Origin of the sequence: Paenarthrobacter sp. Z7-10 (assembly GCF_026932795.1) — a bacterium.
GTDB lineage: Bacteria > Actinomycetota > Actinomycetes > Actinomycetales > Micrococcaceae > Arthrobacter_M.
Genome location: NZ_JADPVH010000042.1, coordinates 1 through 22,225, shown reverse-complemented (window position 1 = coordinate 22,225; position 22,225 = coordinate 1). Strand labels below are relative to the sequence as shown.

Genomic DNA, 22,225 nt, shown 5'->3' with positions numbered 1-22,225 from the left:
AGTAGCGCCATGCTGCTGATCGCATGCCCCAACTGCGGCCCCCGGGACGAAACCGAGTTCCACTACGGTGGCCAGGCCCACGTGGCCTATCCGCAGAACCCGGACGCGCTCACGGACAGGGAATGGTCCGAGTTCCTGTTCTACCGCGACAACACCAAGGGAGAGTTTGCCGAGCGCTGGCTTCACAGCACCGGCTGCCGCCAATGGTTCAACATGCTCCGGGACACCGTGAGCTACGAGATTAAGGCCATCTATCCGATGGGCGCAGTCCCTCCCGGCCGGGCATCGTCCGGCGCGCGGGCGAGGGCCACGTCCGGCACCGCGCACACCACGCAGAAAGGACCGCAGTCATGACCACTCAAACTTCCCGCCAGCCTTTCCGGAGCCGCAGCGGCGGCCGGATCGACCGCGGCATCAGCTGGCGCTTTACCCTTGATGGCACCGAATACACCGGCCACCCGGGAGATACCATCGCCTCCGCGCTGCTGGCCAATGGAAAGATCGACGTCGGCAACTCCCTCTACGAGGACCGCCCCCGCGGCATTATGGCCGCCGGCGTGGAGGAGCCGAACGCGCTGGTGAAGATTGCCAGCCGCTTCCCGGGCCACGCCGCCGAATCCATGCTGCCGGCCACCGCGGTGTCGTTGGTGGACGGACTCGGCGTCGAACTGCTCTCCGGACTGGGCCGGCTTGACCCGACCGATGACAGGGCCGTCTACGACAAAAAGTACGTGCACACCGACGTGCTGGTGGTTGGCGGCGGTCCCGCCGGTCTGGCCGCCACCCGCGCGGCGGCCCGGACCGGGGCCCGCGTCATCCTGATCGATGACCAGTCAGAGCTCGGCGGCTCGCTGCTCTCCGGGTCCGCGCTTGCAGCCGACGTCGAGTCCATCGAGGGCCAGCCCGCGCTGGACTGGGTGGCGGATGTCGAAGCCGAGCTGATCGCGGCCGGGGAATGCACCGTGCTCAACCGCACCACCGCGTTCGGCTCCTACGACAGCAACTATGTCCTGGCCGTGCAGAACCGCACCGACCACTTGAGCTCACCCGCCGCTCCGGGCGTGTCCCGGCAGCGGATCTGGCACATCAGGGCCGCCCAGGTGGTGCTGGCCCCGGGGGCCCACGAGCGTCCACTGGTGTTTGAGAACAACGACCGGCCGGGCATCATGCTGGCCTCGGCGGTGCGCAGCTACCTGAACCGCTACGCCGTCGCTGCCGGTTCGAAAGTGGTGGTCAGCACCACCAACGACTCGGCCTACGCCCTGGTGCAGGACCTAGTGGCTGCCGGCATCGAGGTTGCCGCCATAGTGGACGCCCGGCCGGAACTCTCCGAACTCGCTGGCACGATTGTGGGGAGTACCGGGGTGCGCGTGCTGACCGGCTCCGCCGTGGTCAACACCGCTGCCGACGCCTCCGGCCGGCTGGCAGGCGTCACCGTCAGCCTCATTGACGCCGACGGCAGCCCGACCATAGGTGCAGGCGGGAACGGCGCAGCGGAAGCCGAACTGCTCAGCTGCGACCTGCTCGCCGTGGCCGGCGGCTGGTCGCCGGTGGTCCACCTGCACAGCCAGCGGCAGGGCAAGCTGCGCTGGGATGATGAGCTGGTCGGTTTCGTGCCCTCCTCCGTGGTGACGGACCAGCAGGTGATCGGCTCCGGCCGGGGCAGCTACGCCCTGACGGACTGCGTGGCGGAGGGCATCTCCGCCGGCTCGGTCGCCGCGGTGTCCGCCGGTTTTGCCACCGCAGCCGCGGTCACCGCCGCCACCGCGGCGGCGGCGAGGCCCGCCCGCCCGGCCCAAGCGCAGGCACCCACCCGCGCACTCTGGCTGGTCGGCGGATTGGAGGGAACGCCGTCGGACTGGCACCAGCACTTCGTGGACTTCCAGCGCGACCAGAGCGTCGCGGACGTGCTGCGCTCCACCGGCGCCGGCATGCGTTCGGTCGAGCACATCAAGCGCTACACCTCGATCAGCACCGCCAATGACCAGGGAAAGACCTCAGCGGTCAACGCCATCGGCGTTATCGCCGCCGCCCTCGGGCAGGGCACAGGTGCCACGGCCGGGGTTGGGGAGATCGGTACCACCACCTACCGGGCACCGTTCACCCCGGTGGCCTTCGCCGCGCTCGCCGGCCGACAGCGCGGGGAGCTTTTCGACCCCGCCCGCGTCACCTCCATCCACCCCTGGCACGTCGCCCACGGCGCCGAGTTCGAGGACGTCGGCCAATGGAAGCGCCCCTGGTACTACCCGCAGCCGGGCGAGGACATGGATGCGGCGGTGCTGCGTGAATGCGCGGCCACCCGCAGCTCGGTCGGGTACATGGACGCGACCACGCTGGGCAAGATCGAAATCCGCGGCAAGGACGCCGGCGAGTTCCTGAACCGCATCTACACCAACGCGTTCAAGAAGCTCAAGCCCGGCTTTGCCCGCTACGGCGTGATGTGCATGGCGGACGGAATGATCTTCGACGACGGCGTGACCCTGCGCCTGGACGAGGACCGCTACTTCATGACCACCACCACCGGCGGCGCTGCCAAGGTGCTGGACTGGTTGGAGGAATGGCTGCAGACCGAGTGGCCCGAACTGGACGTACACTGCACCTCGGTAACGGAGCAATGGACCACCATCGCCGTCGTCGGACCCAAATCCCGGGCCGTGCTGGCCAAACTGGCCCCCGAACTGGAGCTTGGCAGCGCGGAAAACGCGGAGGCGTTTCCGTTCATGACCTTCCGCGAGACCACGCTGGCCTCCGGCGTGCAGGCCCGGATTTGCCGGATCTCCTTCTCCGGGGAACTGGCGTACGAGATTAACGTGCCGGCCTGGTACGGGCTGAACACCTGGGAGGCGGTCGCCACGGCGGGCGCGGAGTTCAACATCACCCCGTACGGCACCGAAACCATGCACGTGCTGCGGGCCGAGAAGGGCTACCCCATTGTCGGCCAGGACACGGACGGCACGGTCACCCCGCAGGACGCGGGCATGGACTGGGTGGTCTCCAAGGTCAAGGACTTCATCGGCAAGCGCTCCTACGCCCGCGCCGATGCCTCGCGCACCGACCGCAAGCACCTGGTGAGTGTGCTGCCGGTGGATGGTTCCATCCGGCTGCCGGAGGGGACCCAGCTGGTGGAAAAGGGCGTTTCGGTCAACCCGGCTTACGGCCCGGTGCCCATGCAGGGCTTTGTCACCTCCAGTTACCACAGCGCCGCATTGGGCAGGTCCTTCGGGCTGGCCCTGATCAAGAATGGCCGCAACCGGATTGGGGAGAAGCTGGTTGCCGTCGTGGGCGAGACTTTGGTGGACGTCGTAGTAGCAGAAACCGTACTTTTTGATGCCGAAGGGAAGCGCAAAGATGGCTGAGACAGCTGAACGAGAAAGTGCCGTAATCCGGGGACTGCGGCGCAGTCCCGTCGCCCACTTGGCGGAGGAGTTCGCCCAGGGATCGGTCGAAGGGGCGCATGGCGTGGCCCTGCGTGAGGTGCCCTTCCTGACCATGGTCGGTCTCCGGGTGAACCCGGCCTCCGCGGCCGGGGAGCGGGTCGGCGCGGTGGCTGGCGGCCTGCCGAACAGCTGCGGGCAGGTCGGCGGCGCCGCGGACGGCAGCGGCACCGGGACGCTGTGGCTGGGACCGCAGGAATTCTTGGTGGTGGCCCCGGAGGACGTCGCCGACGACGGCGGCCCCGCGGCTTTGGTTTCCGCGCTGCAGCAGGCTCTGGGCCAGGACGCCGGACAGGCCGTCGATCTGTCCGCGAACCGGACGACCTTTGAGCTCGCCGGGCCCAGTGCCCGGGAGGTGCTGGAAAAGAGCTGTGCGCTGGACCTGCATCCCCGGGTCTTCAAACCGGGAACGGCGTACGTCACCGAGATTGGCCTGATTCCGGCGCTGCTGTGGAAGGTTGATGTCCAGACTTACCGGATCTTCCCACGGGCCTCCTTCGCCGATTTTCTGGGCCGATGGCTGCTCGACGGTATGCAGGAGTTCAACGCGGCGCAGGTGTCCTGATGGCACTGAGCGTGTTGGACCTGTTTTCAATCGGCATCGGGCCATCGTCTTCGCACACCGTCGGCCCGATGCGCGCCGCGAAACGGTTCACCGACGGGCTGACCTCCTCGGGCCAGCTCGCGGCCACGGTGCGGGTCCAGGCGGAGCTCTTCGGCTCCCTTGGCGCCACCGGCCGCGGGCACGGTTCGGACAAGGCCGTGGTGCTGGGGCTGGCGGGCCAGGACCCGGAAACAGTGGATACCGCAACGGCGGACGACCAGGTGGCCGCGGCGGCCCTGGACGCGCAACTGCTGCTCGGTGGTGAGCACCGGGTGGACTTCAATTTCGAGAAGGACGTGGTGCTGCACCGCCGCAAGTCACTGCCCGCGCACCCCAACGGCATGACTTTTCGGGCGCTGGACCATGCCGGCGACGTGCTGCGGGAGCGGACCTATTACTCCGTTGGCGGCGGCTTTGTGGTCGACGAGGATGCCGCCGGTGCGGACCGGATAGTTCCGGACAGCACCGTGCTGCCCTATCCGTTCAATACCGGGGCCGGGCTGCTGGCCCACTGCGCGCGCGAGAATATGTCCATCAGCGACGTGATGCTGGCCAACGAGTTGGTCTGGCGCAGCGAGGCGGAACTGCGGGCGGAGCTGTTGCGCATCTGGTCCGTCATGCAGGAATGCGTGGATAACGGCTGCGCCAGCGAGGGCATTCTGCCGGGCGGCCTGAAGGTTACCCGTCGGGCACCTGCCCTGTTCCGTTCGCTGCAGGCCCCCGAGGACGCCACCGACGCGCTGCGTGCGATGGAGTGGGTGAACCTGTTTGCGCTGGCGGTTAATGAGGAAAACGCCGCTGGCGGACGCATCGTCACCGCCCCCACCAACGGCGCGGCCGGAATCATCCCGGCGGTGCTGCACTATTACATGAAGTTCATTCCGGGAGCCAACGACGACGGCGTGGTCCGGTTCCTGCTCACGGCTGCCGCCGTCGGCATCCTGTTCAAGATCAACGCCTCCATTTCCGGTGCCGAGGTCGGCTGCCAGGGCGAGGTGGGATCCGCGTGTTCGATGGCGGCGGCCGGGTTGTGTGAGCTGTTGGGGGGCACCCCGGTGCAGGTCGAAAATGCCGCCGAGATCGGCATTGAGCATAACCTCGGGCTGACCTGTGATCCGGTGGGCGGACTCGTGCAGATCCCGTGCATCGAGCGCAATGCCATTGCCAGTGTGAAGGCCATCAATGCCGCCCGGTTGGCACGGCACGGCGACGGCAGCCAGAAGGTCTCGCTGGACAAGGCCATCAAGACCATGCGTGAGACCGGCGCGGACATGATGAGCAAATATAAGGAAACCTCACGTGGCGGCCTGGCCGTAAACGTGATCGAGTGCTAGGTGCAAGAATGACCTCTATCGACGCTGTCCTGACCGCAGCCCGGACCGAAACACAGCTGCCGCCCTCCGGCCGAACCGTGGTTGAACACGTGCTGGCGCTGGACTGTCCGGAGGCGCCCGGCATCGTGCATGCGGTGTCCGGGTTTCTGCTGGATCATGGCTGCGACATCATCGACAATAAGCAGTTCGGCGGACGCACCGACCCTGCAGACAGCCACTTCTTCATGCGCATCCACTTCGCCTCCGACGGCGATGCCGCCACGACGGAGCGTCTGCGCGAGGCGTTTGCATCTGTCGCCGAAGACTTTGGCATGCGCTGGCAAATGGACCCGCACGGTGCTAAGCGCCGGGTGCTGATCATGGTCTCCAAATTTGAGCACTGTCTCAATGACCTGCTGTTTCGGGCCCGAACCGGCGAACTGCCGATGGAGGTCGTCGCCGTCGTTTCCAACCACCGGGACCACCAGCGCCTGGTGGAATGGCACTCCATCCCGTTCGTCCACATCCCGGTCACCGCGGGCAGCAAACCGGCGGCAGAGGCCGCGCTGCTGGACCTGATCGGCGACCTCGACGTTGAGCTGGTGGTGCTAGCCCGGTACATGCAGGTGCTCAGTGATGATCTGACCCGCCGACTGGACGGCCGGGCCATCAACATCCACCACTCCTTCCTGCCCAGCTTCAAGGGCGCCAAGCCCTACCACCAGGCCTACGCCCGCGGCGTGAAGACCGTGGGCGCCACGGCGCACTACGTCAACGCCGAGCTGGACGAGGGGCCGATCATCGCTCAGCAGGTGGTGGAAGTGGACCATACCTTCAGCCCGGAGGATCTGGTGGCCGCCGGCCGCGACACCGAGTGCAAGGCGCTGAGCAACGCAGTGCGGTGGCACTGCGAAGGACGGGTTTTCCTGCAGGGGAACCGGACCGTCGTGCTGCGCTGACGGCGCGGATCGGAGCCGGCGTTTGTCCGGCACAATCGAAGGAGCAAAGAATCGCCAATGCTTGAACAATCGGGACAACACGCGTTTGACTATCGGCTGCACGGCGGCTCCGCGGTCAGGATGCAGTGGCATTTCTTCGGCCAGTCCGAGCTTCCTGTTGCGGTGCAGACGTGGGAACTCCCACCCGGCGGGTACGAAGGCATGCACGCCCACACCGACCAGGACGGCGCTCTCGAGGAAATCTACATAGTTACTGAAGGGAACGGCCGGCTGGAAATTGACGGCGGGACCTTTGACGTTTCGGTGGGGGATGCGGTACTGGCCAAGGTGGGCGCGACCCATGACCTGCACAACACCGGAGCCGGCCCGCTGAAACTCGTAGTGGTTTGGGGAGCGCCGGGGGCCTCGGACTTCTCGAATTTCGGGTCGGCCCAGCTGGCACAGCAGGTGAGGGAAACGGCGTAACCGCACGGAGGTGGCGTGACCTTGGCGATCGGCGGTTACCGTGCCGCGCCGAGGGGGAGTTGATGGGCGAGCCGGGCTGCCATGTGCAGCCCGGCAAGCCGCCCGGTACCCCGCGGATCGCCGCCCAGCAGCGCGAAGATGCGCTGCAGGCGGTTGTGCAGGGATTGCCTTTCCAGGTGCAGGACCCGGGCCGTCTCGGCCGTGTTGCAGCCCAGCGAAAGCCAGGTCTCCAGCGTTTCCATCAGCCGCGACCCCTTCCTGCGGTCATGGCTGAGCAGCTCGCCGACCAATTCCTCCACGAACGCGGCGATCTGCTCCGGCGCCACGTTCCGCGCTGTCAGCCGTTCCACTGCCAAGGCCTCCGCATCGATGACCGTCCCGCGTTGGGGCAGCGCGAACGTGACCTCCAGGCTCAACCGTGCCTCCGCCAGAGACCGGCCGGCGGCCGCGATGCCGTAGGCCACGGGCCCGACGGCGAAAATGACCGGATTGTCTTCGGGGCCGGCGGAGAGCTCGGTCAGCAGCGCAGTGCGTGACGAGCGCACCTCGGTGGGGTCAAGGGCCACCAGCGCCACAAATTCGTTCTGGTCCACATAAACGACCAGGTGGCGGGAACGGCGCCGCAGCAGCTGCTCGACCGATCCCTGCCGTTGGGCGCCCCCGACCACCCGGCCGACGACGGCGCAGGCTGGAGCCTGCGGGTCGACGCCGGCGGCCCCAGCGAGCTGGACCAGGCGGGAGGAGCGTGCGCCGGCAAGAATCGCACGGATCAGCTCCCCGCCGCCCACCTCGCGCAGCGAGGGTGCCTGGTATTTCAGCAGTGCCAGCGCCAGCACATCTATGCCGCGCTCGCCGACCGCCCGGGCAAGTTCGCGGTCACCGCCGGGCTTGGGCACAATCCTCAGCTGGGCGCCGACGATGCCCCGCAGGGGAATGTCGACGTCGATCGGCTGTCCGCCGCCGCGTTCCCTGCCGTCCAGTTCGGCTCCTGGAGCCCGGTCCGCTGCGTCCGCGTCGCCCGATTCGGTGTCCATGCCGGCAGCCGCGAGCACATTGCCTGCCCTATTGAGCAGCGCCACCCCGGCATCCAGTTCGACGGCGATGGCCGTAAGCAGCGCCTCCAGACTGCCGCCGTTGGCGAATTCCTCCGCCAGGGAGTGGGACAAGGCTTCCGAACGCTGCAACCGGACCACCGATTGGCTGACCAGTGCGCTGTTAATAGCCTCGGCCACGGCCACGAAGGGGACCACTTTGCGCAGCTCGATCAGTGGCAGCCCGAACTCTTCAGCCGCCTCCACCAGATCTCCGGGCAATTCCGGCAGCGCACCTCCGGTCTCGATGGCCACAGCGGCGACCCTGCGTCCGGCGAGGGCGCGAATGTAGGCACGGCGGTCCTCGGCGCCAATCAGGGCCAGGCCGCCGCCGCCGGTGAGCAGCAGTTCGCCGCCGCGCAGCAGCGGCGCAATGTCCAACACCTCGCTGGAGTGGACCCAGCGCACTTGTGCAGCCAGCGCACCAGCGGCTCCGGCCCGGATAATGGGATTAGCGGCGGCCAGCGTACTGTGCTGAAGCACCGCACTTAAATCCATCGACATGACACTATGTCCGTTCTCTAGCGAATCTGCTTGACGCATTGTATCTTGTTGCTGTGATTCATCGCACATAGCCTTGGGGTGTCCCCATTCCAACCGGAGGTTTCCCATGAGAGACAACCACGCCGCGGCCCCCTTGGCCGTGACGGATTCGCCGTCGTCGGCCTCCGACGTCGAGCAGAACCTGCAAGCCATTCCGGAAAGTGCGCGCACGCGCAGCGTTTCCGGACAATTCTGGATTTGGGCGGGGGCCAACCTGGCTCCGATCAACTGGGTCCTGGGTGCCCTAGGCGTCCAATTGGGTCTCGGATTTGCCGACACCGTCACCGTTCTGGTCGTGGGGAACCTGATCGGCATGGCGCTCTTTGGCTTCTTTGTGCTGCTGGGCCAGCGGACCGGAGCCACCGGTATGGTGCTGGCGCGGGCAGCGTTTGGCCGCCGCGGCAACTACCTGCCCAGCGCTATCCAAGCCGCCCTTGGCATCGGATGGTGCGCGGTCAACACCTGGATCATTCTGGATCTGGTGATGGCGCTGCTGGGTAAACTAGGCCTGGTTGATCCGGACCAGGCCAACGTCGGCCCTAAGGTCATTGTCGCCGCACTCATCATGGCCGCGCAGGTCACCATCGCCTGGTTTGGGTACAAGGCCATTGCCGCCTTTGAGCGTTGGACCGTACCGCCCACCATCATCGTCCTGATCGCGATGTCTGCCGTTGCTTGGTTCGGCATGAACATCGACTGGAGCTACGCGGGCCCTCCCGGCGCAGTGCTGGAAGGTGGGGCCCGGATCGCCGCCATGACCACTGTGATGACAGTGATCGGCATCGGCTGGGGCATCACCTGGTTCACCTACGCCGCCGACTACTCCCGGTTCGTCAGCCGCTCCGTGCCCCGCCGCAAGGTCTACCTTGCCTCCGTTTTCGGCCAGTTCCTGCCAGTTGTCTGGCTGGGGGTCCTCGGGGCCTCGCTGGCTACCAAGAGCGGCACGGCCGATCCCGGCCACCTGATCGTGGACAACTTCGGCGTGCTGGCCATTCCGGTTCTGTTCCTGGTGCTGCATGGCCCGATCGCCACGAACATCCTGAACATTTACACCTTCTCCGTCGCCGCTCAGGCGCTTGACATCAAGGCCAAACGCCGGACCTTGAACCTGTTTGTCGGAGTGCTGGCGCTGCTGGGCGTGGTCGTTTTCATAGTCCAGGAGGACTTTGCCTCGACCCTGAGCACTTGGCTGGGCGGACTGGTGGCCTGGGTTGCTGCCTGGGGCGGAATCATGCTGGTGCATTACTTCTGGGTGGACAAACGCCAACCCGTCGCTGTGGACCGGCTGTTCGATCCGATTGGCACCACCCGGTTGCCGATAGTGAACTGGGCGGGCATCACCGCATTGTTGACCGGAATCTTCTCCACCTGGCTGTTTATGTATGGCGTCTTGCCCATCATGCAGGGCCCGATTGCCACCGCCATGGGCGGCGTCGACTTGTCCTGGCTGGCCGGTGGCCTGGTTGCTGCCGGCGTCTATGCACTGCTGGGACCGCGGGTGCATGCCCGCTACCTGCCGGCCTCGGAACTGGCGGCGGATAAACCAGCCGCCGGGCACGCCGCCGTCGGGCCTCGTGCCGCCAGAAACTCCGCCGCCGCGAACACCAAAACTGTTGCCGCCCCGGCAGCCGCAGGCGGCCTTCCTGATGCGTCGTCCGCACCGGCCCTGATCAACGACTAGACCAAGGACCAACATGGTAATCCAGGCTTTTCCCGACGCTGTCCATCCGATCAGCTGGCCGGAGGGGTACCAGTCCGCGGCCTCCTTCAGCTTCGACGTCGACGCCGAATCCTGCATTTTGGCGCACGACCCGTCCTCGACGCGGCGGATGTCCCTGATGACGCACCAGTCCTATGGTCCGCGGGTGGCAGTGCCGCGGATCCTGTCGATCCTGGAGCGGCAGGGCATCCGCGGGACGTTCTTTATCCCCGGCTTCACCGCCGAAAGCTATCCGGACACCGTCCGCGCCATCGTGGACGGAGGACATGAGGTGGCCCACCACGGATACCTGCACGAGCAGATGCAGGGGATCGAGCCGGCCACCGAGGCGCGCTATCTGGACCGTGGGCTGGACGCGTTGGAGAAGGTGGCCGGTATCCGACCCACCGGTTATCGCGCGCCCTGGTGGGAGCTGAACTGGCATACCCCTGCGCTGCTTGCTGAGCGCGGCTTGCGCTACGATTCCAGCCTGCTCGACGGCGATGCGCCCTACCGTTTCGCCGTCGCGGAGGGGGACCCGCGGGACCTGGTAGAGATTCCGGTCGACTGGGCCCTCGATGATTGGGAGCAGTATGCCTTCTACCCGGGCGTGACGGGGAGTGGCGTAATCGAAAGCCCTGCCAAAGTGCTGGAGATGTGGACCCTCGAGGCCGAGGCGCACCGTGCTGCAGGCAGCTGCTTCGTATTGACCAACCACCCGTTCATCTCCGGGCGGCCGTCCAAAGCCGTGGCACTGGAACGTTTGATTGAGCGGGTTCGCGGCATGGACGGTATGTGGGTCACCACGCTGGCGGAGATCGCCGAGCACACCGCTCGAACGGTTTCCGAGGTGCACACGCACGGGAGGGTCGACATCGCTGGTTTCCCGGAGTCGGGCGTGGCCATGACTCCCGCCAGCCGGCGCTCCCTCGTCCCCGCCGTCGTCGGGCGCTGACCGTGGGACCGTTGTAGTCGAGGGGGCGACCACGTGGTCGTCGTCGGGCGGGCGACCACGTCGTCGTCGGGCGGGGGACCACATGGTCGTCGTCGTCGGGCGGGTGACCGCGTCGTCGTCGGGGTCAACCGCCCAGGACGGAGCCGGCCAGAAGTCCCAGCAGGTAGGTGGCGGCGGCCGCTCCGAAACCGATGGCCAGCTGGCGCAGAGCGCGGGTGAGAGGCGACGTGCCGGAGAGCAGGCCAACGACGGCGCCGGTCCCCAGCAGCACAATCCCGACCAGCACGCAGGCCAGCGCCAGAGCCCAGCCGCCGATCATGCCAAATACGAAGGGGAGGATCGGAATCAGGGCGCCGCAGGCAAAGAAGCAAAAACTGGAAATGGCCGCTCCCCAAGCTGTCCCGAGAGTCTCGTGCGAGGCTTCGCCTTCAAACCGCTCAGGATTCAGGGACAGGCTTGGATCGCAATCGCAGCTGTATTGACCCATCCGCTCGGCTACGCGATGCTCGGCGGCCTCCCGGCTCATACCGCGCGCCAAATAGACCAGCAGCAATTCGTTGTTCTCCAGATCCAGTGACGAGGCAGCGGATAGGGTGACCTTGGTGGGACGGGAGGCGTCGAGGAGTTCGCGCTGCGAGCGGACCGAGACGAATTCGCCGGCCCCCATGGAGAGCGCGCCGGCCAGCAGCCCGAAGATGCCGCTGAGCAGCACTACCTGGCTCGCGACGCCGGAGGCGGCAATTCCCATTACGAGCGAGAGGTTGCTGACCAGACCGTCATTCGCGCCGAAGACGGCGGGGCGGAAGGAACCGGACAATCGGGTGCGACCGCGGGTGGCCAGGCCCCGAACCACTTCCTCATGAATCTGCTCGTCCGCAGCCATGGTGCGCGTGGCATCCGTATCCGTGGCGTAGGGGGAGCGGGACTCCGCACTCTGCGCCAGCGCCAGTACGAACACTGAGCCAAAACGCCGCGCGAGCAGTCCGAGGATGCGGTTGCGGGTGGAGGGACGGCGCGGGGATCCGGCGTCGGGGCCCAGCAGCGCCAGCCAATGTTGTTCGTGCCGGCCCTCCGCCTCGGCTACAGCCAGCAGGATTTCCCGTTCCTCGCCGTCGCGCTTCTTGGCCAAGTCGCGGTAAACCGCCGCTTCGGCGCGTTCGTCGGCCAGATACTGGCGCCATCGCCGGATATCGGCCGGGGAAGGGGTGCGATCCGGCACGGTAATTCTCCACTGTCGTCGGTGTTGGCAATCGGTCCGGGAACACGATCCGGTCCCTGGTGGGACCGTCCGGGGACACGATCCGGTCCCTGGGTGGGACCGTCCGGGTTTGGAACCTTCTCCTCGGGCGGGGCTCTGGAACATTTACCACTTTACCGATTCAGCGGCGAATTTTCAGGCTGGCTTCCCTGCTCGAACGGTTTCGGTGTCCCGAAAAGCGCGGGCAAAAAGGTATCAGGCGTGATGTTGAACCGGTCCAGTCGTCAGGCGCGCAAACTGCCCAGCGATGGGCGGCGACAGCGCGCATCCCCACCCTCCACCCCGCACCCGCCAGCTTTCCTGCCTCAATTCACGCGCCGGTTTGCCTGTTAGGCAACAACTGTTGAGCCATAGGTTAAACTGAAAACGGCTAACAGCCAAGCCCGGTGGGCTCACCACGACGTGTTGAGCCCGGTTTCGCTCAGGAAAGGTTGGCCCATGAAGGCATTGCCTGTGCAACCCAGTACCGCCCCGGTGGCGATTGGTTCACGGATCCGGGCCGCACGGCAGGGCCAAAGGCTGACCATTGAACACGTTGCGGATGCCACGGGGCTGACCAAAGGCTTCCTCAGCCGGGTGGAGCGCGACCTGACGTCGCCCAGCGTCGCCTCGCTGGTGGTCCTGTGCCAGGTGTTGTCCGTGTCCATCGGCGACCTGTTTTCCGTTCCGGAAACGCATTTGACCAGGCGCGACGATGGTCCACGGATCTCTCTTGGCGGCGAGGGAATTGTCGAGCGACTGCTGACGGCGCGCTCCGAGCGGCGGCTGCAGATCATTCACGCGGAGATTGCCCCGCACGGCCGCGGTGAATCGGACCTCTACGCCGTGGACTGCGAACTGGACGTGCTGCACCTGATTCGCGGAGCACTGACTGTGATCATGACCAACGAGTCCTTTGACCTTGAGGCCGGGGATACCTTGTCCTTCCCGGGCCGCGAGCCGCACAGCTGGATCAACCACTGCGACGAGCCCGTGCAGGCACTCTGGATCCTGGTTCCCGCCGCCACTGGCAGGTGAGGCCGAGCGCCTGGATTTTGCTTACCGGGAAACATTTGGTTCCCCCTAAGCAACCTCAGGCGGTAGGATCTAGGTAAAATCGGGCTTTGCCGCCGGCCCTGACCGCCGGCACAAGCCAACAATCGACGAAGATGAGGGCACCCATGAAAGAGCTGCGCATTGAAGCCAACGGCAACGTTGGCCCAATCGATTCCTCCCGTATCCCGCGTTATGCCGGAGCCGCCACCTTTGCCCGCCTGCCGCGGCTGGACCAGGTCGCGAAGGCGGACGTCACCGTCGTCGGCGTCCCCTTCGATTCCGGCGTTTCCTATCGTCCTGGCGCGCGCTTCGGTGCGAATCACGTGCGTGAGGCCTCGCGGCTGCTCCGCCCTTATAACCCGGCGTGGGATGTCTCCCCGTTCGAGAATATCCAGGTTGCTGACGCCGGGGACATGGCCGTCAACCCGTTTAACATCAACGAGGCCATCGAGACGATCCAGCAGAATGCGCTGGACATGACCAACGACGGCGGCAAGCTCCTGACTCTCGGCGGTGACCATACGATTTCCCTGCCGCTGCTGCGCGCCGCCGCTGAGCGCGCCGGCGCGCCGGTGGCGATGCTGCACTTCGACGCGCATCTGGATACCTGGGACACCTACTTCGGCGCCGAGTATACCCACGGGACACCGTTCCGCCGCGCAGTGGAGGAAGGCATCCTGGACACCGAGGCGATCAGCCACATCGGTACCCGCGGCCCGCTGTACGGCAAAAAGGATCTCGACGACGACCATCGGTTCGGTTTCGGCATCGTCACCAGTGCAGACGTCTACTACCAGGGGGTCCTGGAAACGGTGGCGAAGGTGCGCGAGCGGATCGGCAACCGGCCGCTCTACATCTCCGTGGACATTGACGTCCTGGACCCTGCGCACGCCCCGGGCACCGGTACCCCGGAGGCGGGTGGCATCAGCAGCCGCGAACTGCTGGAAATCATCCGTGGATTCCGTGGCATGAACCTGATTGGTGCCGATGTGGTGGAGGTTGCCCCGGCTTACGACCACGCGGAGATTACCGGCATCGCTGGAAGTCATGTCGCCTACGAACTTGTCACCCTGCTGGCGGACAACGCCGTGCCCGGAGACCGCTTTGGGGCCGCCACCGGCTATGCGGCTCAGTCATTGGATCGCCAGCCCCGTCGACCCGCAGGTTTTTCGGCCGCCCCGGTGCCGGGCCCGGCCGGTACGACGGTGCAGGCCGCCGGCCAGGCGCAGGCTGGGGAGGCAGGCAAGTGAACGATCTGAACGCCCACGCTGCCGGGGATTCCCTGCCCGGTATGAACTCCGAGCCCCTGGACGCCAACTCAGGATCCGCGGTGCGCAACGGTGGCGACCTGGTGGTTGAGACCTTGGCCGCCCTCGGGGCCAAAACCGTCTTCGGCATACCGGGCCAGCACGCGCTGGGCCTTTTCGATGCCCTGAGCCGGTCAACATTGAACTTCATCTCCTCCCGGGTGGAGAACAACTCCGCCTTCGCGGCGGATGGCTATTCCCGGGCCACCGGCGAAGTCGGTGTCCTGTTCCTGTCCACCGGTCCGGGAGCCCTGACCTCGCTTGCCGGGCTGCAGGAAGCGTACGCCACGGGGGTGCCGATGATTGTTGTTGCCAGCCAGATCCCGCTCGATGGGCTCGGCGCCCGCCGCAAGGGCATGCTGCACCAGCTCGACGATCAAAAGGCCTCGGCGGCAAACGTGACCAAGAGCCAGCGGCTGATCCAGCACGCCTCCGGCATCCCCTCGGCGATCCAGGATGCCTGGACGGAAGCTGTGTCCTCGCCGCAGGGACCGGTTTGGATCGAGGTGCCGCAGAATGTGCTGTTGGATCCGATTATGGTCCCGGCGGTCGAAGACGCGCTCGCCGAGCCGTTCGATAATCCACCACGGGTGGAACTGGTCCGCGAAGCGGTCAAATGGCTCACTGCCGCCGAGCGGCCGGCCATCGTGGCCGGCGGCGGTACCCGGCGCGGCCGCGCGGAGGCGTCCCTGCTCGCGATGGCCGAGAAACTGAACGCCCCGGTGGTGTGTTCTCCTGGCGGCAATGGGGCGTTCCCCTGGGACCATGAGTTGTCCCTGCAGTCTTGGGTGGAGGACCGCCACGTTACTGACGTGCTCGAAGAGGCGGACGTATTGGTCGTCGTCGGTTCCTCGCTGGGCGAAGTAACGAGCAATTACTTTACGTTGGCGCCCCGCGGCCGGATTATCCAGATCGACGCCGAGCCCCGGGTGCTCGAATCGAATCGACCCGCGCTGGGCATCCGTGCCGATTCCGGGCAAGCCCTGCGTGCGATCAATGAGGCGTTGGACGCCGCATCAGCCATGCCGCACGTGCCACGAGCCAACTGGCACGGCCAGACGCCGCAGGCGCTGGTCAAGGACACGCTGGCCAAGGTGGCGGCGCGGCTGGACGAACAGGGTCTGGAACTGGAGCGCCGGTTCATGGCGGACATCCGCTCCGCCGTCCCCGATGACATGCAGACCTTCTGGGATATGACGATTGCGGCGTATTGGGGCTGGAGCTGCTGGGATGCGCGCAGCGGCCAATTCCATTCCGCCCAGGGGGCCGGTGGCCTGGGGTACGGCTTTCCGGCCGCGATTGGCGGTTCCGTTGGTCTGGCGACGCAGGGCAAGCCGGCGCGGGTGCTGGCGGTCTCCGGCGACGGCTCTTCGATGTACTCGATCGCGGAGCTGGCGACCGCGCGGCAGCATCACGTGCCCGTGACCTGGCTTATTGTCGACGACGGCGGGTACGGCATCCTGCGCGAATACATGGTCGACGCCTTTGGCAAGGCCACTCACACCGAGTTGTCCGGACCGGACTTCGTTCAGCTGGCCGAATCCTTCGGTGTCCCGGCGCGTCGGGTTGCCCCGGAGGATGTGGGGGAGGCGCTCCGGGCGGGATTCGCCGCGGACGGTCCCAACGTCGTCGTCGTCGAGGTTCTGCTGAAAATGTTCGCCCCCACCCATCTGGGGATCTAGGCCGGGGGAGCCGGGACCGGGCCGGGACCGTCCCGAACTGCCGGGACCGTCCCGAACGAACACCACAGACCTCGAAGTAAGTACCAGCACATGCACTCATAACGCCGGATGAGCGCATGTGCTGCTACTTACTTGGGGGTGGCGGCCGACTTACTTGGGGGTGGACGGCTCGCCTGTGGGGAAGCGCCGAGAAAGGAAACCAGCCGGCGCTCAAGTTGGGACCGATCCTTGAGCTCACATTCCCACACCACCAGGATCTCCCATCCCTGCTGGTGCAGGTCAGTGAGCTGGGCAGCATCGCGTTCCACGGTGCGGCGGCGCTTTTCGTGCCAGAACGAGGCGTTGTTCACCGGTGCCCGCAGGCCAGCGCGGCAGGAATGGCTGTGCCAGAAACAACCGTTGATGAACACGACCTTACGGCGGCCGGCGAAGACCAGATCCGGGCGCCCGGGAAGGCTTGCGGAACCAATGCGGCCGTGCAGCCGGTAGCGGTAGCCGGCGGCATGCAGCAGGCGACGGACGATCAGTTCCGGCTTGGTGTTCTTGCTCCTGATGCGCGACATGTTGGCGCTGCGCTGGGCCGCACTGATCCGCTCAGCCATAGCGGTTCCCGGTGTTGGGACCCCCTCGGGGCCGGTGGTGATCCGGGGACTCTGTGTTCGCCCCAGGGCACGAAAGCTTTGTGACGCTGCGCAGAGAAGGCATGGAACGAGTCTAGGACCTGCATGGATTATCTCTGCTGTCCCGCCGGTTGAAGTACTTGTATGCGAACGCATGAAGTCCGGCGGACCCAGCCGGCCCAAGGTTCGCCCAGGTGTAAGAGGAGTTTGGCAATGCAACGCACGATCGTCCTGATCTCCGCGGGTCTGTCCGTACCGTCCTCCAGCCGTATGCTGGCTGATCAGTTGTCCGCCGCCACGCAAACCCAGCTTCGTGAGCTGGGAACTGAGGCGGTGGTGCAGACGGTCGAGCTTCGTGATTACGCCGTGGATATTGCCAACAATATGGTGACTGGATTTGCCCCGCCCGCCCTGGCACGAGTCCTGGAACAAGTGGCTTTGGCGGATGCCTTGATCGCGGTAACACCGATTTTCAGCGCCTCCTACAGTGGTCTGTTCAAATCCTTTTTCGACCTGTTGGAGCCGAAGGCGCTGGACGGTTTACCGGTACTCATTGGCGCCACCGGTGGAAGCACGCGGCATTCCCTGGTCCTGGAAACCGCCATTCGGCCATTGTTCAGCTACTTCCGCGCTCAGACTGTTGCCACCGCCGTCTTTGCCGCACCGCAGGACTGGGGCGCCGGCGAGGCCGGGCAGAGCGAGCTTAATGTTCGCATCGCCCAAGCCGCCGGTGAACTGGCCACCGCCATCGCCGGGCAGCAGGGGAGCAGTAGCGACCTACCCGATCACCGCCTGAAGCGCGAGTCCCGCGAGCAGGAGAAAATGGTGTCCCTTCCGTTCGAACAGCTGCTCGCGCAGATCGCCGCACCGTAGGCCTGCTCAGAAGTACAGCGTCTTAGGCGGCCGGGTTGGCAGCGGCACCAGCACATCCTGCAGCACGCCCAAGCCGGTCCGGTAGATTTCGGGATAAATTTCCGGACTGGCATGGCCGGTATGCGGCACGTCGTACCGGTAGAACGGATTGTGCGAAAGCAGGGCGTGCCAGCCTCGGATTGCGGAGCGGGTGTTGACGATAAAGTCCTCGGGGTCATACATCAATCCGATGCAGGTTGAGGTGGCGATGCCGCCGTCGTATTGGGCCGGAAAGGCCTTCAGGAATGTTGCCTGCGACGTGCTCAGGATGAGGCTGTTCCGGCCTGCGTCAAAGGACGACTCCACCCCATTGCGGGCGGCCTCATACATGTCCTGCCCATTCGGATTGGCTATGCCGCTCCATACGCCTGCCGCAAGCCGGCCCGCGAGACCGAGGTAGGGCACCACCGCTCCGGCCACCGAGATGTACCGTTTGCCCGGGTCCAGCACATCCACCACGCTGCTGGGGCTGGAGCCGAACACGATCATTTTGACGTGAATGCCGTTCTGCTCGAGCAGCGGGGCAAGCACGACGGCGACCATGCCGCCAAAGCTGTCGCCGTACAGGTAGGCGGTTGTGATTTTACGCTCGTAGGCATCGCTCATGATGGCGATGAACAACTGGGCCACATCGATGCCCTCGTTGGAATAGCCAATGTAGGAGGCCTGCGCCCGCTCGTTCATCACGGGCTGCAGCGCGGCCAGCTTCCGGCCGGCCGTCCGGTTGGAAACCCTGAACCCACCCAGCAGATACCAACTGGAGCCTGGAAACGCAGCCGCGGCGGCCGCGTTGCCGTCGTTGTCGGGCGTGGACACCTTGAACGACCGGTTTTCGGTGAACTGATAATCGAGGGCGATATTTGTCCGGACGGCCGTAACGGCCGCGGCTGCTCCCATGGTCACGAAAAACCGGCGGCGGCCAATGTCGTGGATCTGGTGCACTGCCAGTTGCTTGCGATGTGCGTGCTGTCGTTGTCGTTTAGCCATGTTTCCTCGCCGTGGCGGATCCATTCGATTCTGCCACATTGCGCAGCCCGCCCCGGTCGGGAAATCGGACGGGAAATCGGACGAGAAATCGGCGGCGGGTGCGGCCGCGGAATCCGCAGCCATAAATTCCGCTCAAAACAGCGGCGAAAACTTTGGCATAACCCTTGGAACGCCCGGATGTTCACCGGTAGATTGGTATCTGCTGGTTGCAGTTGTTGTGTTGCGCATTTTGTAGTTGAAGTGGCGGCCCCTCGCGGGGATTGCTTCTTTTCTGAAGAAGCGGCAAAGAACACCGTAACCGGAGGCCCGAAAGTCGGGCGGAATCTCCACCTTCAGAAGGATAGAAATAATGGCAACAGGTACCGTCAAGTGGTTCAACTCCGAAAAGGGCTTCGGCTTCATCTCCCCGGATGACTCCAGCCAGGATGTTTTCGCACACTACTCTGCGATCAACTCCGGTGGATACCGCTCCCTCGAAGAGAACCAGAAGGTTTCCTTTGATGTAGAGCAGGGTCCGAAGGGTCCGCAGGCAGTAAACATCCAGGCTCTCTAGCCCGAGTGGTTTGACCTTGGGAAGCAGGGCGGGAATCTCCCGCCCTGCTTCTTCTTTTAACGTTCCTGAAAAAACTTAACGCCGCTCTCAAAAACTCCTGTGCCTTGGTTCTCAGCTGCGCGATGGTGCTCAATTGCGCCATGGTGCTCAGGGCTACGCGATGGTGCTCAGCTGACGATCCGTGGCGTCCTGCCCGCCGGCCTTGGGTGTGACGCTTCCCGCCCGCCGCCCGGCCATCCGGCGGTCCACCGCGCTGGCGACATTGGAAATCAGCACATTCATGCCGATATAGATCACCGTAATGATCAGGTAGGTCTGCACTAGGTGCCCGGTGGAGGCAACCAAGACTTTGCTGGACTGCTGCAGCTCCCCATAGGAGACGACGTAGCCCAGCGTGGTGTCCTTAAGCAGGATCACCACCTGGGCGATCAGCGCCGGGAAGACAATCCGCACGGCCTGCGGAAAGACCACCAGCCGGAAGGCTTGGGCTGGAGTCAGGCCGACGGCGATAGCGGCCTCTGTCTGTCCCTTCGGAAGGGCGAGGATGCCGGCGCGGAAGACTTCTGCGATCGTGGCCCCGGAGCATACGCCGATCGGGATGACCAATTTAAAGAAGACGTCTGGATTAATGCCGTATGGCGGCAGCCCGGAGACAAAAATGTAAATAATCAGCAGCAGCGGGACCGAGCGCAGCACCTCGATCACGGCCGTGCATGGCCAGCGCAGCCAAGCAGCGCGAGAGAGTCGGCCCAGTGCCAGGAAAAGTCCCAGTGGCAGCGCTATCGCGCCGGCGCCCGCAGCGGCCAAGGCGGTATTACCAAAGGCCTTCAGCAGGTAGGACCATGTGGTTTTCTGGTAAAACTCGGCCCATTTGGAGGGTGCCAATTGCCCGCTTTGATAAAACTGGGCGTAGGCCAAAGCCACCAGGCCCAAGGTGAGCAGGATACTCAGCACCGTCAGCACGGCGATCCGCCGCCGAGCTTTGGGCCCGACGGCATCGAAGAGCACCTGGCGGGTACTCAGCGCAGCACCCGCAGTTTCGTCTCCAGCCGGGCACCGATGGCGCCGGCTCCTAAGGCGATGGTGGCATAAATAATCGCGGCAATGAGGAACGTTGTCAGTCCCAGCGCCTCCCGGTTATTGATGTAGCTCACCTGCGCCGTCAGGTCCATGACCCCCACCACGCCTGCCAACGAGGAGGAGAGCAGCACGCCGATAAAAAGCGTCACGATGGGCTGCACCATGGAGCGGGTGGATTGGGGAAAGACGATTTCCCGCAGCACGCCAAAGAAGCTCAGGCCAATCGCCCGGCCGGCTTCCACCTGGCCGGCCGGGATCGCGTTAATGCCGGTGCGGAAGACCTCGCAGGCGAAGGAGGCCCCCACCAAGATCATGGCAATCATGACCGAGGGCAGGTAATCGATGGTGATGCCGATTTCCGGCAGGCCATACACCACCAGAATGAGAAGGGATACCAGCGGCACATTGCGGAAGATTTCCACGTAGATCAGCCCGACTGCCCGGAGGTAAGCCACCGGGGAGATCCGGAAGGTGGCCAGGACCACGCCGAGGATCATGGATCCAGCAAAGCCCACCACGGTGAATTGGGCGGTGACCCACAGGCCGGCCGCAAAGGTTCCAAGGTAGTGCGTCAGGAGCAGACCCACGGCGTCTAACTATCCGACCTTGGGCGGCGTCGGGGCTTTGTCCGTGCCGGTCTGAGCACCAATGGTGGCCTGCCAAAGCTTGAGCCAGGTGCCGTCGTCAATGATCTTTTTAAGCCAGGCATTGACGAAGGCCTTTGCATCCGTGCCCTTGGTCAGACCGATTCCATAGTTGTCCTTGGGACCAAATGGATCACCGACGATTTTGACGTCCTTATTGGAGACCAGGGCATTGAGCAGCAGCGACTGGTCGATGACGTAAGCATCTGCCCGACCCTGCTTGACAGCGGCCAGCGCCTGCGCATGATCCGGCAGGGACAGGACCTTCGCCTTGGGGGCTTCATTGGCCAGCAGCGTTACACCCGTCGACGCAGCCTGGGTGGCTACCGTCTTGCCCGCCAGGTCTGCAACGCCTTTGATGTCGTTGTTGCTGGACTTAACCAGGATGCCCGCCTGCGAGGAGTAATACGGACCGGCAAAGTCAACGCGGGCTTCACGCTTAGGCGTAATCGAATAGGTGGCGAAGACGGCATCCACGGATTTGTTCACCAGAAGATCCTCCCGAGTATCAACTGTGACCTGATCCAGCTTCGTTTTGGGTTCGCCGATGATGTACTTAGCCAGCAGCTGGGAGAGCCCGGCATCGAATCCGACCGCTTTGCCCTTGGCCGGATCCAACAGGCTGAACAGCTGGGACGTCTCCGTGCCGCCGACGTGCAGCACGCCGTTCTTCTTCACTTGGCTGGCCCACTGATTGGCCGAGATGGTTGCCGCGTCCGCGGTGGTTCCGGCACTGATGATGTCATCGTAGCTGGTGGCGCCAGAGCTTCCGCTGGCCGCCGGAGACCCGGGAGCTTCCGGGCTGCAGGCCACCAGGCCCAAAGTCAGCAGGCCCACCGCCACGGCGGCGGTGGCCCGGGCACCTCGGTGCTTGAGTAATTTCATGGACAGACTCCTCTGCGGAAAAGTAGCTGCGGTCTAAGGCATGGAATGTCAGGTGGTAGTGAGGAAAGCTTAGCGAGTCCTCCGCGAAGCGGGTAAGAGCGGCGACCAGAACGTAGCAGGACCGTAACCCGCACGGCGTTCGCACGGCAGCCCGCTTCCATGGAAAACTGGAGGAACCGTTCCGACGTCGTCGGGGGGG

At 65.0% G+C, this 22,225-nt stretch carries 20 protein-coding genes; 13 read left to right on the top strand and 7 right to left on the bottom strand.

The annotated features are described in order from the left end of the window. Nucleotides 1-9: 9 nt before the first annotated feature. Genes IV498_RS12980 through IV498_RS12955 form a run of 6 tightly spaced genes read left to right on the top strand, consistent with a single transcriptional unit; the run spans nucleotide 10 to nucleotide 6,775 of the window. Nucleotides 10-354: a sarcosine oxidase subunit delta gene (locus IV498_RS12980; protein ID WP_269047216.1), complete on the top strand. Its 345-nt coding sequence runs from the start codon at nucleotides 10-12 to the stop codon at nucleotides 352-354. Then, nucleotides 351-3,356 carry a 2Fe-2S iron-sulfur cluster-binding protein gene (locus IV498_RS12975; RefSeq protein ID WP_269047214.1) on the top strand — a complete coding sequence of 1,002 codons (3,006 nt, stop codon included), beginning with the start codon at nucleotides 351-353 and terminating at the stop codon, nucleotides 3,354-3,356. Before IV498_RS12980 ends, IV498_RS12975 begins: the two co-directional genes overlap by 4 nt. Continuing rightward, entirely contained in the window at nucleotides 3,349-3,999 is a 651-nt protein-coding gene (locus IV498_RS12970) for a sarcosine oxidase subunit gamma (protein WP_269047212.1), read from the top strand. Before IV498_RS12975 ends, IV498_RS12970 begins: the two co-directional genes overlap by 8 nt. Then, nucleotides 3,999-5,372 (top strand): L-serine ammonia-lyase, encoded by a 1,374-nt coding sequence (locus IV498_RS12965; RefSeq protein WP_269047211.1) that lies wholly within the window; start codon nucleotides 3,999-4,001, stop codon nucleotides 5,370-5,372. The genes IV498_RS12970 and IV498_RS12965 overlap by 1 nt, the downstream gene beginning before the upstream one ends. An 8-nt stretch (nucleotides 5,373-5,380) precedes the next feature. Next, nucleotides 5,381-6,310, top strand: coding sequence for a formyltetrahydrofolate deformylase (gene purU / locus IV498_RS12960; protein ID WP_442951350.1), 930 nt, complete (start codon nucleotides 5,381-5,383; stop codon nucleotides 6,308-6,310). 57 nt (nucleotides 6,311-6,367) lie between these two features. Next, a complete protein-coding gene (locus IV498_RS12955) occupies nucleotides 6,368-6,775 on the top strand; it encodes a cupin domain-containing protein (RefSeq protein WP_269047210.1) in 408 nt (135 codons plus the stop codon). Nucleotides 6,776-6,810: 35 nt separating this feature from the next. On the opposite strand, the gene IV498_RS12950 is transcribed toward IV498_RS12955, so the two are convergent. Beyond that, nucleotides 6,811-8,370, bottom strand: coding sequence for a helix-turn-helix domain-containing protein (locus IV498_RS12950; protein WP_269047208.1), 1,560 nt, complete (start codon nucleotides 8,368-8,370; stop codon nucleotides 6,811-6,813). Nucleotides 8,371-8,476: 106 nt separating this feature from the next. Here IV498_RS12950 and IV498_RS12945 point away from each other — a divergent pair, with 106 nt between their 5' ends. Next, complete coding sequence (locus IV498_RS12945) at nucleotides 8,477-10,090, top strand: purine-cytosine permease family protein (protein ID WP_269047207.1); 1,614 nt, start codon at nucleotides 8,477-8,479, stop codon at nucleotides 10,088-10,090. A 13-nt stretch (nucleotides 10,091-10,103) separates the two neighbouring features. Then, nucleotides 10,104-11,063: a polysaccharide deacetylase family protein gene (locus tag IV498_RS12940; protein ID WP_269047205.1), complete on the top strand. Its 960-nt coding sequence runs from the start codon at nucleotides 10,104-10,106 to the stop codon at nucleotides 11,061-11,063. Between the two features lie 124 nt (nucleotides 11,064-11,187). Here IV498_RS12940 and IV498_RS12935 read toward each other — a convergent pair whose 3' ends face one another. After that, nucleotides 11,188-12,282, bottom strand: coding sequence for a VIT1/CCC1 transporter family protein (locus tag IV498_RS12935; protein ID WP_330059586.1), 1,095 nt, complete (start codon nucleotides 12,280-12,282; stop codon nucleotides 11,188-11,190). Nucleotides 12,283-12,759: 477 nt separating this feature from the next. Between IV498_RS12935 and IV498_RS12930 the strand changes: the two genes are divergently transcribed. The 3 genes from IV498_RS12930 (at nucleotide 12,760) to IV498_RS12920 (ending at nucleotide 16,345) form a co-directional block, all read left to right on the top strand. Beyond that, nucleotides 12,760-13,338, top strand: a complete 579-nt coding sequence (locus IV498_RS12930; protein ID WP_269047203.1) for a helix-turn-helix domain-containing protein — start codon at nucleotides 12,760-12,762, stop codon at nucleotides 13,336-13,338. Between the two features lie 143 nt (nucleotides 13,339-13,481). Further along, nucleotides 13,482-14,606 carry an agmatinase gene (gene speB, locus IV498_RS12925; protein WP_269047202.1) on the top strand — a complete coding sequence of 375 codons (1,125 nt, stop codon included), beginning with the start codon at nucleotides 13,482-13,484 and terminating at the stop codon, nucleotides 14,604-14,606. Between the two features lie 41 nt (nucleotides 14,607-14,647). After that, nucleotides 14,648-16,345 carry a thiamine pyrophosphate-binding protein gene (locus IV498_RS12920; protein WP_269047234.1) on the top strand — a complete coding sequence of 566 codons (1,698 nt, stop codon included), beginning with the start codon at nucleotides 14,648-14,650 and terminating at the stop codon, nucleotides 16,343-16,345. 128 nt (nucleotides 16,346-16,473) lie between these two features. Here IV498_RS12920 and IV498_RS12915 read toward each other — a convergent pair whose 3' ends face one another. After that, nucleotides 16,474-16,947, bottom strand: a complete 474-nt coding sequence (locus IV498_RS12915; RefSeq protein WP_269047200.1) for a very short patch repair endonuclease — start codon at nucleotides 16,945-16,947, stop codon at nucleotides 16,474-16,476. A gap of 231 nt (nucleotides 16,948-17,178) precedes the next feature. On the opposite strand from IV498_RS12915, the gene IV498_RS12910 reads away from it, so the two are divergent. Beyond that, nucleotides 17,179-17,838, top strand: coding sequence for an FMN reductase (locus IV498_RS12910; protein WP_269047199.1), 660 nt, complete (start codon nucleotides 17,179-17,181; stop codon nucleotides 17,836-17,838). Nucleotides 17,839-17,844: 6 nt separating this feature from the next. On the opposite strand, the gene IV498_RS12905 is transcribed toward IV498_RS12910, so the two are convergent. Continuing rightward, nucleotides 17,845-18,864, bottom strand: a complete 1,020-nt coding sequence (locus IV498_RS12905; RefSeq protein WP_269047197.1) for a hypothetical protein — start codon at nucleotides 18,862-18,864, stop codon at nucleotides 17,845-17,847. 349 nt (nucleotides 18,865-19,213) lie between these two features. Between IV498_RS12905 and IV498_RS12900 the strand changes: the two genes are divergently transcribed. Beyond that, a complete protein-coding gene (locus tag IV498_RS12900) occupies nucleotides 19,214-19,417 on the top strand; it encodes a cold-shock protein (protein ID WP_269047196.1) in 204 nt (67 codons plus the stop codon). A 153-nt stretch (nucleotides 19,418-19,570) separates the two neighbouring features. Here IV498_RS12900 and IV498_RS12895 read toward each other — a convergent pair whose 3' ends face one another. Genes IV498_RS12895 through IV498_RS12885 form a run of 3 tightly spaced genes read right to left on the bottom strand, consistent with a single transcriptional unit; the run spans nucleotide 19,571 to nucleotide 22,026 of the window. Continuing rightward, nucleotides 19,571-20,425: an amino acid ABC transporter permease gene (locus tag IV498_RS12895; protein WP_269047194.1), complete on the bottom strand. Its 855-nt coding sequence runs from the start codon at nucleotides 20,423-20,425 to the stop codon at nucleotides 19,571-19,573. 11 nt (nucleotides 20,426-20,436) lie between these two features. Continuing rightward, nucleotides 20,437-21,084, bottom strand: coding sequence for an amino acid ABC transporter permease (locus tag IV498_RS12890; protein WP_269047192.1), 648 nt, complete (start codon nucleotides 21,082-21,084; stop codon nucleotides 20,437-20,439). A gap of 9 nt (nucleotides 21,085-21,093) precedes the next feature. After that, entirely contained in the window at nucleotides 21,094-22,026 is a 933-nt protein-coding gene (locus IV498_RS12885) for a transporter substrate-binding domain-containing protein (protein ID WP_269047191.1), read from the bottom strand. Nucleotides 22,027-22,225: the final 199 nt, after the last annotated feature.